Source organism: Streptomyces sp. DSM 118878 (assembly GCF_052936595.1).
Genome location: NZ_CP193622.1, coordinates 3,978,574 through 3,991,959 on the forward strand (window position 1 = coordinate 3,978,574; position 13,386 = coordinate 3,991,959).

14 protein-coding genes are annotated in these 13,386 nt (G+C 71.3%); 9 read left to right on the top strand and 5 right to left on the bottom strand.

The annotated features are described in order from the left end of the window. Window positions 1-222: 222 nt before the first annotated feature. On the bottom strand, window positions 223-927 hold the full coding sequence (locus ACRAKF_RS17570) for a histidine phosphatase family protein (RefSeq protein ID WP_447038104.1): 705 nt from the start codon (window positions 925-927) through the stop codon (window positions 223-225). Then, complete coding sequence (hemL, locus tag ACRAKF_RS17575; RefSeq protein ID WP_447038105.1) at window positions 924-2,249, bottom strand: glutamate-1-semialdehyde 2,1-aminomutase; 1,326 nt, start codon at window positions 2,247-2,249, stop codon at window positions 924-926. The genes ACRAKF_RS17570 and hemL overlap by 4 nt, the downstream gene beginning before the upstream one ends. A 164-nt stretch (window positions 2,250-2,413) precedes the next feature. Between hemL and ACRAKF_RS17580 the strand changes: the two genes are divergently transcribed. The 7 genes from ACRAKF_RS17580 (at window position 2,414) to ACRAKF_RS17610 (ending at window position 9,072) form a co-directional block, all read left to right on the top strand. Next, window positions 2,414-3,022, top strand: coding sequence for a hypothetical protein (locus ACRAKF_RS17580; protein ID WP_447038106.1), 609 nt, complete (start codon window positions 2,414-2,416; stop codon window positions 3,020-3,022). A gap of 139 nt (window positions 3,023-3,161) precedes the next feature. Next, window positions 3,162-3,905 (top strand): Crp/Fnr family transcriptional regulator, encoded by a 744-nt coding sequence (locus ACRAKF_RS17585; protein ID WP_447038107.1) that lies wholly within the window; start codon window positions 3,162-3,164, stop codon window positions 3,903-3,905. A gap of 148 nt (window positions 3,906-4,053) precedes the next feature. Next, the gene (locus ACRAKF_RS17590; protein WP_447038108.1) at window positions 4,054-4,800 is read left to right on the top strand and encodes a hypothetical protein; all 747 of its coding nucleotides are present in this window, start codon (window positions 4,054-4,056) and stop codon (window positions 4,798-4,800) included. Between the two features lie 56 nt (window positions 4,801-4,856). After that, window positions 4,857-7,094: a hypothetical protein gene (locus ACRAKF_RS17595; RefSeq protein ID WP_447038109.1), complete on the top strand. Its 2,238-nt coding sequence runs from the start codon at window positions 4,857-4,859 to the stop codon at window positions 7,092-7,094. A gap of 18 nt (window positions 7,095-7,112) precedes the next feature. Continuing rightward, window positions 7,113-8,087: a hypothetical protein gene (locus ACRAKF_RS17600; RefSeq protein ID WP_447038110.1), complete on the top strand. Its 975-nt coding sequence runs from the start codon at window positions 7,113-7,115 to the stop codon at window positions 8,085-8,087. Beyond that, complete coding sequence (locus ACRAKF_RS17605) at window positions 8,084-8,461, top strand: hypothetical protein (protein ID WP_447038111.1); 378 nt, start codon at window positions 8,084-8,086, stop codon at window positions 8,459-8,461. Before ACRAKF_RS17600 ends, ACRAKF_RS17605 begins: the two co-directional genes overlap by 4 nt. Window positions 8,462-8,526: 65 nt before the next feature. Beyond that, complete coding sequence (locus tag ACRAKF_RS17610; RefSeq protein ID WP_447038112.1) at window positions 8,527-9,072, top strand: Pycsar system effector family protein; 546 nt, start codon at window positions 8,527-8,529, stop codon at window positions 9,070-9,072. A 24-nt stretch (window positions 9,073-9,096) separates the two neighbouring features. Here the strand turns inward: ACRAKF_RS17610 and ACRAKF_RS17615 are convergent, their stop codons facing one another. The 3 genes from ACRAKF_RS17615 to ACRAKF_RS17625 all read right to left on the bottom strand — a co-directional run bounded on the left by ACRAKF_RS17615 (window position 9,097) and on the right by ACRAKF_RS17625 (window position 11,545). After that, entirely contained in the window at window positions 9,097-9,702 is a 606-nt protein-coding gene (locus ACRAKF_RS17615) for an FMN reductase (protein WP_447038113.1), read from the bottom strand. Further along, the gene (locus ACRAKF_RS17620) at window positions 9,699-10,787 is read right to left on the bottom strand and encodes an LLM class flavin-dependent oxidoreductase (RefSeq protein ID WP_447042046.1); all 1,089 of its coding nucleotides are present in this window, start codon (window positions 10,785-10,787) and stop codon (window positions 9,699-9,701) included. Before ACRAKF_RS17620 ends, ACRAKF_RS17615 begins: the two co-directional genes overlap by 4 nt. Window positions 10,788-10,939: 152 nt before the next feature. Continuing rightward, the gene (locus tag ACRAKF_RS17625) at window positions 10,940-11,545 is read right to left on the bottom strand and encodes a TIGR03086 family metal-binding protein (protein WP_447038114.1); all 606 of its coding nucleotides are present in this window, start codon (window positions 11,543-11,545) and stop codon (window positions 10,940-10,942) included. A gap of 220 nt (window positions 11,546-11,765) precedes the next feature. On the opposite strand from ACRAKF_RS17625, the gene ACRAKF_RS17630 reads away from it, so the two are divergent. After that, window positions 11,766-12,611, top strand: a complete 846-nt coding sequence (locus ACRAKF_RS17630; protein WP_447038115.1) for an AraC family transcriptional regulator — start codon at window positions 11,766-11,768, stop codon at window positions 12,609-12,611. Between the two features lie 57 nt (window positions 12,612-12,668). Then, window positions 12,669-13,181 carry a GNAT family N-acetyltransferase gene (locus ACRAKF_RS17635; RefSeq protein ID WP_447038116.1) on the top strand — a complete coding sequence of 171 codons (513 nt, stop codon included), beginning with the start codon at window positions 12,669-12,671 and terminating at the stop codon, window positions 13,179-13,181. The last annotated feature ends 205 nt before the right edge of the window (window positions 13,182-13,386 follow it).

Sequence of the window (13,386 nt, forward strand, 5' to 3'; positions counted from 1 at the left end):
ATGTGCCATGCAGACGGTTGACCAGTTAGAGGGAACGACGAAGAGCGGGGTTCCAGCGCATCACTTTTATTTGCGCTGTTTTACCCGCAGAGCCACCACAACGACCCCGAAATAGACATACAGTTGCCGCGTGATCACGTGAAGTGAATGAAATGGCGGCGCCCCCGGGGGAAACCGCGAGGCCCCCGGGAGGAAACCGCACGGCCTCCCGGGGGAAAGACGTCAGGCCCCGAAGGCCTTGCCGGCCGCCTTGTCCTTACCCTTCACCGGCTTCGCGCCGGCGAGCAGATGCGCCGGTACGAGATCGCGGGCGGGCTCGGAATAACCCACCGAGACGATGCGGTCACCGCGGTAGGTGAACGTCGTCAGGGACGCGAGCGTGCACTGCCGCTTGCGCGGGTCGTGCCACAGCCGCCGCTTCTCCACGAAGCTGCGCACGATCCAGATCGGCAGCTGGTGGCTGACGCAGACCGCCTCGTGCCCGCGCGCGGCGTCCTTGGCCGCGTCCAGGGCGCCCATCATCCGTACGACCTGCTCGACGTACGGCTCGCCCCAGGAGGGCTTGAAGGGGTTGACGAGGTGCTTCCAGTTCTCGGGCTTCTTCAGGGCGCCGTCGCCGACACCGAACGTCTTGCCCTCGAAGGTGTTGGCCGCCTCGATGAGCCTGCCGTCGGTGGCGAGGTCGAGGCCGTGCGCCTTGGCGATCGGCGTGGCCGTCTCCTGGGCGCGGTCGAGCGGCGAGGCGACGACGTGCGTCACGTCGCGCTCGGCGAGGTGCTCGGCGACCCGGTCGGCCATCCGCCGGCCGAGATCGGAGAGGTGGTAGTCGGGCAGGCGCCCGTACAGGATGCCGTCGGGGTTGTGCACCTCTCCGTGGCGCATCAGATGGACGACGGTCAGCTCGTCGCCCCCTGCCGTGCCGCTCATGCGGCGACCTCCGTGGCTTCCGCCGCCGCGCGCGCGGCGGCGGGCAGGGCGGCGGCGATCCGCTCGACCGCGCGCTCGTCGTGGGCGGTGGAGACGAACCACGACTCGAAGGCCGAGGGCGGCAGATAGACGCCCTGCGACAGCATCGAGTGGAAGAAGGCGGTGAAGCGGAACGACTCCTGGGCCTTCGCGTCGTCGTAGTCGCGCACCGCGTTCTCCGTGAAGAACACGGAGAACATGCTGGAGGCGTTCTGCACCGTGTGGGCGACGCCCTCCTTGCTCAGCGCCTCGCTCACCAGCGCCCGCAGCCGCTCCGAGACCGCGTTCACCGTGTCGTACGCCGCGTCGTCCAGGAGGCGGAGCTGCGCGAGGCCCGCGGCCGTCGCGACCGGGTTACCGGAGAGCGTGCCCGCCTGGTACACCGGGCCCGCGGGGGCGAGGTGCGCCATCACGTCGGCCCGCCCGCCGAAGGCCGCGGCGGGGAAGCCGCCGCCCATGACCTTGCCGAAGGTCATCAGGTCGGGGCGGACGCCGTCGACGCCGAACCAGCCGGCCTTCGACGTACGGAAGCCGGTCATGACCTCGTCGGAGATGTACAGCGCGCCGTTCTCCCTGCACAGGTCCGCGAGGCCCTGGTTGAAGCCCTCGGCCGGCGGCACGACGCCCATGTTGCCCGGCGAGGCCTCGGTGATGACGCAGGCGACCTGCCCGGCGTGCGCCGCGAAGGCGGCGCGCACGGCCTCCAGGTCGTTGTACGGAACGACGATCGTGTCGCCCGCCTGGGCGCCGGTGACGCCCGGCGTGTCGGGCAGGCCGAGGGTGGCCACGCCGGAGCCCGCGGAGGCGAGCAGGGCGTCGACATGCCCGTGATAGCACCCGGCGAACTTGATCACCTTGGCGCGCCCGGTGAAACCACGCGCGAGGCGGATGGCGGACATGGTCGCCTCGGTGCCGCTGGAGACGAGCCGCACCTGCTCGACGGGCTCGATGCGGGCCACGATCTCCTCGGCGAGCGCGACTTCGCCCTCGCCGGGCGTGCCGAAGGAGGTGCCGCGCGCGACGGCCTCCTGAACTGCGGCGATGACCTCGGGGTGCGAGTGACCGAGGATCATCGGACCCCAGGAACACACGAGGTCGACATACTCGCGGCCGTCCGCGTCAGTCAGGTACGGACCGGTGCCGGACACCATGAAACGGGGCGTACCACCCACAGCGCGGAACGCGCGCACGGGAGAGTTCACACCGCCGGGCGTCACGGCCGCCGCACGGTCGAAAAGAGTCTGCGAAACTGGGGCGTTATACGGGAAGCTCACACGAGCCATGGTGTCAGAGGGTTCGGACATCCTGCGGACAGGTGTTTCACTCCACGTTTTAGCGGGTGAACGTGGGGGAGGTCACTGACACGATGATCGGGTTGCGTGGCGGGGGCCGCGAGGCCTAGAACAGACAGGGCCGTGCCGCCCTGGCAAAGCAGTCGGGTGGAGATATGCATCGCGGTGGCGGACTGGGCGAGGGGACCGAAGGCCTGGGCCCGCGGCGTGCCCGGCGTGGCAAGCACCGACGCGAGGCGGAAGCGCAGCCCGCGCAGGCGCCCGAGCAGGTGCGGGACGCCTCCAGTGACTCCCGGCTGGACCGGGCGAGCAGCAGGAGTGGCGGGGTGGGGGTGACGTACAAGTACTTCGGTGCCCCGGACGGCGCGACCGCCGCACGCGTGCCCATCTCCATGCGGCCCGAGGAGCTCGGCGGCGACGAGCTCGGCATGGGCGGCATGTTCACGAAGATCAAGCCGGAGACGATGGCCGCGATGGTCCTGACCGGCATCGAGGGCATACCCCTCCACAAGGTCCCCCCGCTGGAGCTGGTCGTCCTCCACCCGGACTACGCCGTGGTGAAGCTCCCCATGACCGTCGTCGACCCGCTGCGCGGCGTCGGCGAGGAGTCGGTGGGCGCCGCGGCCTTCATCTGGTCCACGGTCCCCGACCGCGGCGGCCCCCGCGACGCCTACAACGTCTACCAGCTCCTCCACGAGTGGCAGGACTTCAGCCACCGCCTGCATGACGCGGGGCACCAGGCTTACTGCTTGGTGTGGCCCTGAGCCACCGCGGGCGACGCCCTCCGGGCAAGGCGCTCCCCCCGTCTGTCACGCGTTGTCCGGGGAACGTTGCCCGTTGTCAGAGGCGTGCGCCAGAATCAGCGGGCGTTCAGACGCGTTCAGCTGTGGGAGGGACACTGCCGTGGACAGCGCCGCCGCCAGCACGAGGAGCAAGGCCCTGCGCGCCTCGGCCAGGACCGCCGTACCCCTTCTGACCGATGATCGCGTCCCGTATCTCGCCCGGCTCACCGAGGCGGCATCGGCGGCGCTGATGGCGGCCGGTTCCGAACTGCGCTATCCCGCTCGGACAGTCGTGCTCATGAAGGGCGAGCCGTCGTCCCACGTCCTGTTGGTCCTGGACGGCTGGCTGAAGGTCACCGACGACTCCTCCGACGGACACGAGGCCCTGCTGGCACTGCGCGGACCAGGTGACGTCCTCGGTGAGAGCGCGGCTCTGCAGGACACGTCGCGGTCCGCCTCTGTGACCACTCTGGAACCGGTGAAGGCGGTCGTCATCTCGTCCGACCGCTTCCGGGCCTTTCTCGACGAACATCCGACCGCCGCGCGACAGCTCATGGCCCTCATCACGGACCGGATGCGTGCCGCCGACCGCAGCCGTCTGGAATTCGCGGCCTGCGGCGTCAAGGAGCGGTTGGCACGCCTGCTGCTCGAACTGGCCGAATCCCATGGAGAGCCAGTGCCGGAAGGCGTTCTCATCAAGGTGCCGCTCACCCAGAAAGAACTCGCCGGGGCCGTGGGCTCCTCCCGCGAGTCGGTCACGCGGCTGCTGCGCGAACTGCGCGACCGGGGTTATGTGGTGACCCGGCGTCAGGCTCTCGTGGTGGTGCGTCCGGAGATGCTGCGGCGCATCGGCGGTTCTGCGTAATCCGTCACGTTCCCCGTGCGGCAACCGTCCTCGCGGCGCCCGACACAGTGCTGAATCCTGAGTACCGAGCGGCCCGGCCGGGCCGTGCACCCTTCTTCGCGCCTTGCCTGGTCAGACGCGGCGTTCGCGCACATCCGAGGAGAGACCCGTGGTGGACCCCAGCAACAAGACGATTCTGCTCATGGACATGGAGGGATCGGGGCGACGACGCGACAGCGAACAGGCCGTCATCCACCGCATGCTGTACACGGTCCTCCACGAGACTCTCTCGGCTGCCGCCATCGAACCGACCGAGTACCGCAGCGAAGACCGCGGCGACGGCGTCTTCGTGCTCATCGACCCGTCCGTACCGAAGCCCGCACTGCTCAGGTCCCTGCTGACCGCGACACCCGAGCAGCTCGTCAGCATCAATCGGCTGGCAGCCGAGGGCGCTCGGATCAGGCTGCGGATCGTCGTCCACACCGGCGAAGTGGCCCTGGACGAATACGGCGCGGTCGGCGCGGACCTCGTCCACGCCTTCCGGCTTCTGGAAGCACCGCCGTTGCGGAAGAGCCTGGCCGAGTCGTCGGAACCGAGTGTCCTGTGCGTGTCCGACGCCGTGTACCAAGGGGTGGTGCAGCACGCGCACCCCGGCGTACGGCCCGAGCACTTCCATCCGCTGGAGGCCGACAGCAAGGAGGGCCGGCTGCGGGGCTGGTACCACGACAGCTCGCTCCGGCACGGCGGCACCGCCGAGAAGACCGCGCCTCCGCCGAGGGCGGAGCAGACGAACGGCACGGTTCCGTCTCTGCACGCGCACACCGGCAATTTCTTCTTCGGCACCGCGAGTGTCGCGGGCGACGCGGTAGCGGGCGACAAGCACGTCGGTACGGGCCCCACCGGGTCGGCGAAGTAGCAGGGCGCGGTGCAGAAATCGAGCGGACAGGGCGCGATGCAGAGAGCGAGCGGACAGTGACCCAGCCCCAGGAAACCCCCGCCGGCGCCGAGCGCGAAGCCGGGCCCGACCCCGTGGCCGACTCCGGTCCCGAGGCGAAAGAAGCCGGCCGGCCCATCGATGCCGGGGCCACGGCGGCCCCGCCGGAGGAGGACCCCGCTCCGGACGCATGGGAGGCCATCGAGCAACTTTTCACCCTCGCCCCGCACCTGCGGTCGGGCCGGGCCAACGTCATGGGGGACACGCAGGTCTCCGGTGACGTCGTCGCGGGCGACAAGCGCCTGAGCCTGCATCTCCACGACAGCTCCGAGACCCGGCTACACGCGGTCGGCCCCCTGCCCACGGCGGAACTCGGTCACCTGGCCGACACGTTCGCGCCGACCCGAAGGTATGACGAGCTGAGTGCGGCTCTCGCCGAGCACCGCGTGCTCCTGCTGCGCGGCCGGCCCGGCACCGGCCGCAGGACCGCCGCGCTGCGCATGCTCATGCAGAACGGCCCGAAGGGCGGCGAGGTGATCGCCCTGGATCCGGGGGTCGAACCGGGCAGTCTCGCCGACCACGTCCGGCCCGGAGGAATCCATGTGGTCGTCGACCCGGTCACCGGTCCGAGCAGCCCTCTGCGGGACGTCCACCTGAACGCCGTACGCCGTCGGCTCGGCGAGGACGGCCTCCTCGTCGTCGTCCTGACGCACGGAACCGCCACGGAGGGAGTGACGGCGCACGATTGGTCGCCGCCGTCGGCCACCGACGTGACGCGGGCGCACCTGCGGCACGCGATGCGGCTCGCCGCAGCCGAGGCACCCACCGCCGATGCGGTACCGGCCGACACGGTTCAGGGCCTGCTCGAACTCGATGCCAGCGTGGCGTACTTGGGCTCCGGCCCGCCCCCCGGGGAGACGGTCGGCTACGCCCGGCTCCTCATGGAGTACGCGGCGGGCCGCTGCGACCACGAGGAGCTGTCGAGGTACGGCCACACGGCGGCCGAGGACATCACCAGCAGGTGGTTCGGCGCACGGCACCAGCCGGACGAGGTGCATCTGCGCGACAAGGCGTTCCTGATCTCGCTCGCGGTCTTCGACGGCCTGCCCTACCCCTTGGTGGCCGAGCTCGGGGACCTCCTCTATCTGCGGTTGCGCACCGTCGAGGAGCCTGATCGCACCGCCGGGTACAAGGTCTTCGGCTCCTCCCCCGCGGACCGTCTGGCGCTGGCCAGGGCCGAGGAGTACGACGACGAGACCGACACTCCCTGGGGGCGGCTGCCCGAACGAGTCGTCGCCTTCCGGAACGGCTCCCTCTGGAGCACCGTCCTGAGCCACGTCTGGACCAGTCACCCGGCAATCAGGAGACCGCTGCTCGGCTGGTTCGACGGCCTGATGGCGGACGGACGGCTCGCCGTACGGCTTCGGGCCGCTGTGGCCTCCGGGGTGCTGGCGGCCGCGGACTTCGGCCACGCGTACAACAGTTTCCTCGATTCCTGGGGTTCATCGCCGAGGCCGGCGCAGCGCCAGCTCGCCGCATGGGCGCTGTACACCGCAGCCGACCACGGCATGGACTCCGCGGTCAGGCGCCTGCTCTCCGACTGGAGCAGGCGGCAGAACCCGGCGCGGCGATGGACGGTCGCCCGCTCCTACGCCCTGCTCGGCGGCGCCACGGCGACGAGCGCGCTCCGGGACATCGGCCGGATGGCCGAGACCGGACCGGCATCGGACGGGGCGCTGCAGTCGGCGTACGAACAGGCCCTGGAGGCACTGCTTCAGGGACCCGCCGCCGTGACCGTCCTGGAGCAGCTCGTGCGGTGGCACGACAGCCGGGGCCCCCTGCGCGAACTGGCGGCGGCGGGCTTCCTGCGTGGCGCACGCAGGCGCCGGCAGGTCGTGGAGGCCGACACGGTCACCTGGCCGAGGTTGCTCCGGCTGGCGGCCCAGGACGCCACCGCACGGCAGTGCGTCGTCGCGATGTGGCGGGCGCTGCTCGGCAGCCGCTCCAGCCGGGACGCGGCCCGTGCCGAGCTGGCCCGCTGGGTGCGGGTCGCTGCCCGCGTGTCCGCGAGGTACGGCACGGCCTCGGAGGTGGAATCGGCGCTGGCCGGGCTGCTTCCGCTGCTGGTCGAAACCCAGAACGACTGGGAGCGGCTGGACTACCTCCTGCGCCGGAGCGAGGCCCCGGACGGGCCCCATGGCGCGACCACGGCCCGCCTCCGGGCCGCCCTCACCGACGGTGGCGCCGCACCGCTGCCGCGCCCCGCCCGTTCGTAGCCGACAGCAGGAGAACAGATGGCACTCGTCAATGACCCCGTACGCCAGGTCCGCAACCTCGGCCGCTTCGAATACGTCCGCCACCGGCCGCCGACCTACGCGGAACGGGCCTTGGTGTTCCTGACGTCCGGGGGGCGTCCCCAGACGTATCTCCCGCATCAGCAGCCCACCCGCGGAGAGCTGGTGACCAGCAACTTCCGCACGCTGTACGAGGTGGACATGGCAGTCCAGCACATGTCGCTCGCCCACCGGCTGCCGAGCGGCGGCGATGCCGCGTTCTTCTCCGCGGAGACGGACCTGACCTGGCGGGTCGTCGACCCCACCAGGATCGTGGAGCGGCAGATCCGGGACGTCCGCGCCCTGCTGGAGCCCCGCATGCTGGCCCGGATGCGCCGGGAGAGCCGTCGGTACGCCATCGAGGAGAGCGCCGCGGCCGAGGTCGCGGTATGGGAGGCACTGAGCGTCGGACCGCTGGCCGCCGACGAAGGGCTGGAGATCCAGTGCGAGGTACGGCTCAGCCTCGACGACGAGGCGGTCGACCAGATGTCCTCGCTGCGCTCGCTCGACTACACGAAGCAGCGGACGCGCAGCGAGCACGAACTGACCCGGCTGCGCACCCGTAACGAGCAGGAGGTCATGGAGGAACGCAGCACTTTCTACACCCGGCTGCTGTCCCAGGGCGAGATCGAGCGGTGGGGCGCGCACCTGGCGCAGAACCCGGCGGACATCCCACTCGCCATCGAGTCCATCCGCGACGACGAGCGCGAGGCGAGCGCGAACCAGATCCGCGTCATCGAGCGGGTCCTCGACTCCGGGGCCGTCGAGGACCACATGGTGGAGGACGCCGCCCGGGCGGCGCTGACAGCCGTGAAGGAACGGCTGAACGATGCCGGGCGGGGCCGGACACGCAAGCAGCCGCTCTACAAGGAACAGTTGGAGCGAGGGGTGGGCGACCAGGACGACCGGCCGGACACACCAGGAGAGCGACGGTGAGCGTCCCCTCGGACGCCGGGAGCGCACTCGTGCCCGCTCTCCTCACCGGCGTCATCTGTTACGTGCTGCTTCGGTGGGCGGCGGCGCCGCTGCTCAGCCATCTGGAGACCGGCATGGAGTACGCGGTGAACATCGTGGTCGTCGGACTGCTGTTGCCCGAGTACTGCTGGACGCGGGCCCAACGCCGCGTCACCGGCCATGCCGCACCCTTTGCCTACACCTACGGGGACGCGGTCTGCGCCGTCGCGAGTGGCGGGCACCGTTGTGTGGGCACCGTGCTGTCGGCTCTGCGGGAGGCCGCGAGCCGACTCGGGCACCGCGGCTCGCTGTATGGCGGGCTGCTGGCGGCCGTGGCACTGCTGTGGTCCTTCTGACCTGATCCAACGACGGCGGAGCATCCGCCGCGGACGGTGATCGAGGCGATGCAGGGAGAAACGGAATGACTGACGTCACGAACACGACATCCTCCTTCCGCGCAGCTGCCCCGGGCCCTGCCTCCTGCCCGGCAGGGGCCAGGGCGGCAGAGCGGCTGCTGAACGAGGTACGGGCCGAGATCGGCCGGGCCGACACCAAGGCATCCGTTCTCATCGGTGCGCTGAGCGCCTGCTCCGGAGTCACCCTGAGCACCTACTTGAGCCGGATGCCGGCCACGGACCTCAGCCGCTTCATGGGCACGACCACCGCCCTGACCTGGGCCCTCTCGTTGGGCTTCCTGCTGTTCGCCACAGCCCCGCGCTACCGACCGAGCCAATGGCGGACCGGTGGCCCGCTGACGTACTTCCTCGACATTCGCAGGGCGGCGGACGCCGAGGCGCTCACCGACGCCCTCCGGAGCACGGAAGAGGACCATCTGGGCAGTCTGGTGATCGCCCTCCGCAACACGAGCGACATCGTCGCGGCCAAGCACCGCTGGATCAGAACGGGACTGGCGTGCTTCCTCTGCGGGGCGATCGCCCTGGGAGGAAGCGCGCTGACGGCGGTATGAGTCGCATGCTTCCTCCCGTCCGGGCTACCGCTGGCCGAGCGCAGCGAGGTGCTCCGCGAAGGGCACGACGGCCTGGACCGGGGCCGGGGCCGGGGTGGGCCGCTCGGGCTGTGCCGGCCCCATGAGCCGGGCCAGCTCCGCGCCCGCCCGGTCGATCCGCTCGGCGAGGCCCTCGGCGCCCCAGTCCTCGGACGCCGCGTACACCCCAGTCGGTGCGACGACGGCCCGCAAGTAGGCGAAGAGCGGGCGCAGCGCGTGGTCGAGGACCAGGGAGTGCCGGGCCGAGCCGCCGGTGGCGGCGACCAGGACCGGCTTGCCCGCGAGCGCGTCCTTGTCGGTGCCGCTGACGGCGTCGAAGAAGGACTTGAACAGGCCGCTGTACGAGGCGGAGAAGACGGGCGTGACGGCGATCAGGCCGTCCGCCTCGCGCACCGCGTCGACCGCGGCGGCCAGGGCGGGCCCCGGGAAGCCGGTGGTGAGGCTGTGCGCGATCTCCACGGCGAGGTCGCGCACCTCGACGACCTCGGCCGCCACGTCGGCGTGGTGCCCGGTGGCCGCCGCGAGGCGGTCGGCGAGCAGCCGGGTGGACGAGGGCACGCTCAGCCCTGCCGATACGACGACGAGCTTCATGCGTGGACTTCTTCCTTCGAGGTGGCCAAGAGGGACTTGTGGGTGGGGGCGTCCGGGACGTCGGCCGGGCGGTTCTTGGCGAACTCCTCGCGCAGCACCGGGACGACCTGCTCGCCGAGGATGTCGAGCTGCTCCAGGACGGTCTTCAGCGGCAGCCCGGCGTGGTCCATCAGGAACAGTTGCCGCTGGTAGTCGCCCACGGTGTCGCGGAACGACAGCGTCCGCTCGATCACCTGCTGCGGGGAGCCGACGGTCAGCGGGGTCTGCTCGGTGAACTCCTCCAGCGAGGGCCCGTGCCCGTACACCGGCGCGTTGTCGAAGTACGGCCGGAACTCGCGTACGGCGTCCTGCGAGTTGGCCCGCATGAACACCTGGCCGCCGAGCCCGACGATCGCCTGCTCCTCGGTGCCGTGCCCGTAGTGCGCGTACCGCTGCCGGTACAGCTCGACCATCCGCTTGGTGTGGTCCGCGGGCCAGAAGATGTTGTTGTGGAAGAAGCCGTCTCCGTAGTACGCGGCCTGCTCGGCGATCTCCGGGGAGCGGATGGAGCCGTGCCAGACGAAGGGCGCGACGCCGTCCAGCGGGCGCGGCGTGGACGTGAACGACTGGAGCGGCGTACGGAACTTGCCCTCCCACGTCACCACGTCCTCGTCCCAGAGGCGGCGCAGGAGCGCGTAGTTCTCGACGGCGAGGTTGATGCCCTGGCGGATGTCCTTGCCGAACCACGGGTAGACCGGGCCGGTGTTGCCGCGCCCCATCATCACGTCGACGCGGCCGTCGGCGAGGTGCTGGAGCATCGCGAAGTCCTCCGCGATCTTCACCGGGTCGTTGGTGGTGATGAGGGTGGTCGAGGTGGAGAGGACCAGCTTCTCCGTGCGGGCGGCGATGTAGCCCAGCATGGTCGTCGGGGACGACGGCACGAAGGGCGGGTTGTGGTGCTCGCCGGTCGCGAAGACGTCGAGCCCGACCTCCTCGGCCTTGAGCGCGATCGCGACCATCGCCTTGATGCGCTCGGCCTCGCTCGGCGCCCGCCCGGTGGTCGGGTCGACGGTCACGTCACCGACGCTGAAGATCCCGAACTGCATGGTCGACATGGCGACTCACCCTCCGCAGGTTGTTGACTGTTCAACTATACCTTTGAACGGGGGGTGGGGGCTCCGTATTCCCCGGAGGTACGGGATACGGGACGGGGTGCGGGATACGGGGCGCGGGGTGCGGACGTGCGGGGACGTCGGGCTTACCGGGCGGGTCGCCAGTGCGGGGCGCGTCCCGTGGCCGCCAAGAGGCGCTCGAAGGGGGTGGCTCCGGCGGGGACGGAGGCGGCCTCTTCGAAGACGCCCATCTTGCGGGCCATGGGGCCCATCTCCTCCACGGCCTCGGTGAGCCGCCGCACGACCGCGTCGTCGGCGCCCTCGTACGCCTGGCCGGTGGCCCTGGCCAGGTCCCAGGCGTGCACGGTCAGGTCGAGGAGCGCCATGCAGCCGACCGTCTCGGCCAGCATGTCCATCGCCCCCGTCACGCCCTGGTCGGCGCCGGGCTCGGCCCAGGCGGCGACGAGTTTCTCCGCCTCGGCGGCGAACCGCTCACGCCAGTCGCCGCCCTCGGCCACATAGGCGGGCGTGACCGAGAAGTCCGCGTTCCGCTTGGCGGCCAGCTCCTGGAACTGGATGACGACGTGGAGGAGGTGGTCGACCAGGGCGCGCACGTCGTACTCCGCACAGGGCGTGGCGTCGGCGAGGCGGTCGTCCGGAAGGGCGCGGACGACGGGGACGGCCCTCGCGGCGGCCAGGGCGAGGAGCTCGCTGATCCTGAGGGTGGCACGGCTGCTGTCCGAGATATCCATATGGCGACGGTACGCAGGCGGGGCGGGCCACGGCTTGAACAAACACGACACCACGCGTCCGCGCCCCTACGTGCCCGCCCCACTTCGCCCGCACCACTTCACCCGCTGCCCGCCGATCGCTGCCCGCCGCCCGCTGGCCGCTGGCCGCTGGCCGCTGCCCGCCGACCGCTGCCCGCCGATCGCTCCCCGCCGATCGCTGCCCGCGCTCTACGATCCGGTCATGCCGGATGCCCCCCGCCGCGACACCCGAGGCATCGTCGACGCCGCAGGGCTCTTCTCCCGGGTGCGGTTCCGCCGCCACGCGCCCGCCGAGGCGCTGCGCCCCTACCTGGAGCACTACTGGCTCATCGACTGGGACCTGCCCGAGCCCTACGCCTCCCACGTCGTCCCGCACCCCAGCGTCAACGTGGTCTTTCAGTCGTACGCCGCGTACTCCTCCGACACGGCCCAGCCGCCGGACGCCGGGCCGCGCAGGTTCAGGGAGGTGGCCGGGGTCGGTCCGGAGCTCTTCAGTACCAAGCTGGAGGGGCGGGGCCGGGTGTGCGGGGTGCAGTTCCGTCCCGGTGGGTTCCGCCCGTTCGCCCCCGGGCACCCCGTGGCGGACTGGACGGGGCGGCGGCTGCCGCTGCACGACGTCTTCGCCCGGGCTCCCGCGAACACGGCCGAGCTGATCCTCGCCCCCGCCGACGAGCACGCGCGCGTGGCGGCGCTCGACGCCTTCCTGCTGAGCCTCTCCCCCGCGCCGGACGCGCAGGCCGACCTCGCCATGGGGCTCGTCGACCGCATCCGCGAGGACCGCTCGATCCGGCGCGTGGCGGCCTTCGCCGACGCGCAGGGCCTGTCGGTACGGGCGCTGCAACGGCTCTTCGCCACGTACGTGGGCGTGAGCCCCAAGTGGGTCATCCTGCGCTACCGCATCCACGAGGCCCTGGAGCACGCCGAGTCGGCGACGGACGTGGACTGGCCGGCCCTGGCGGCCACGCTCGGCTACGCGGACCAGGCCCATCTCGTACGGGACTTCACGGCGACGGTGGGGGTGCCGCCCACGGCGTACGGGCCTCGGTGAAGCCGGGCGAGGGCTTGATCAGGGGGTGTTGTCAGACCCTGGTCCTACGGTGTGACCATGGAGCGATCACAGATGCCGGTCATGCGCCTCGAACCCTGGTCGGACGCGGACGGCCCCGCGCTGCTCGAACGGCTGAACACACCGGAGATGACGGCGCATCTGGGCGGCCCCGAGACTCCCGAGAAGCTGGCGGACCGGCACCGTCGCTATCTCGGCCTTGACGGCAGGGGCCAGATGTTCCGCATCACGCTGGGCGGGGAGACGGCCGGCTCGATCGGCCTCTGGGAGACGACCTGGCAGGGCGAGGCGGTCTGGGAGACGGGGTGGGGGGTGCTGCCGGAGTTCCAGGGCCGGGGGGTCGCGGCGGAGGCGGCGCGGTTGACCGTGGCGGAGGCGAGGGCGGCGGGGCGCCACGCCCATCTGCACGCCTTCCCCGCGACGGGGAACGGAGCGTCCAACGCGGTCTGCCGCAAGGCGGGGTTCACGCTGCGGGGTGAGGTGTCGGTCGAGTACCCGAAGGGAAGCTGGCACCCCTGCAACGACTGGCGCCTCGCCTTGACCGGCCCGTAGCCCCGGCCGGGGGGTGTTCGCCGCTGCGCGGCGGGGCGTTCACCGACGCAGGGCGGGGTTCCGCCGCCGCCCGGCAGGGGTGTTCGGCCGGTGGTGGTGGAGGAGGTGGGCGGGTTCGGCCGGATGTGGGGGCGGGGCACGGCAGCCCCTTCCCATGCGCCGCGAGGCCGCGAAACCGCACGCATATCCTTGCGGGGACCACCAC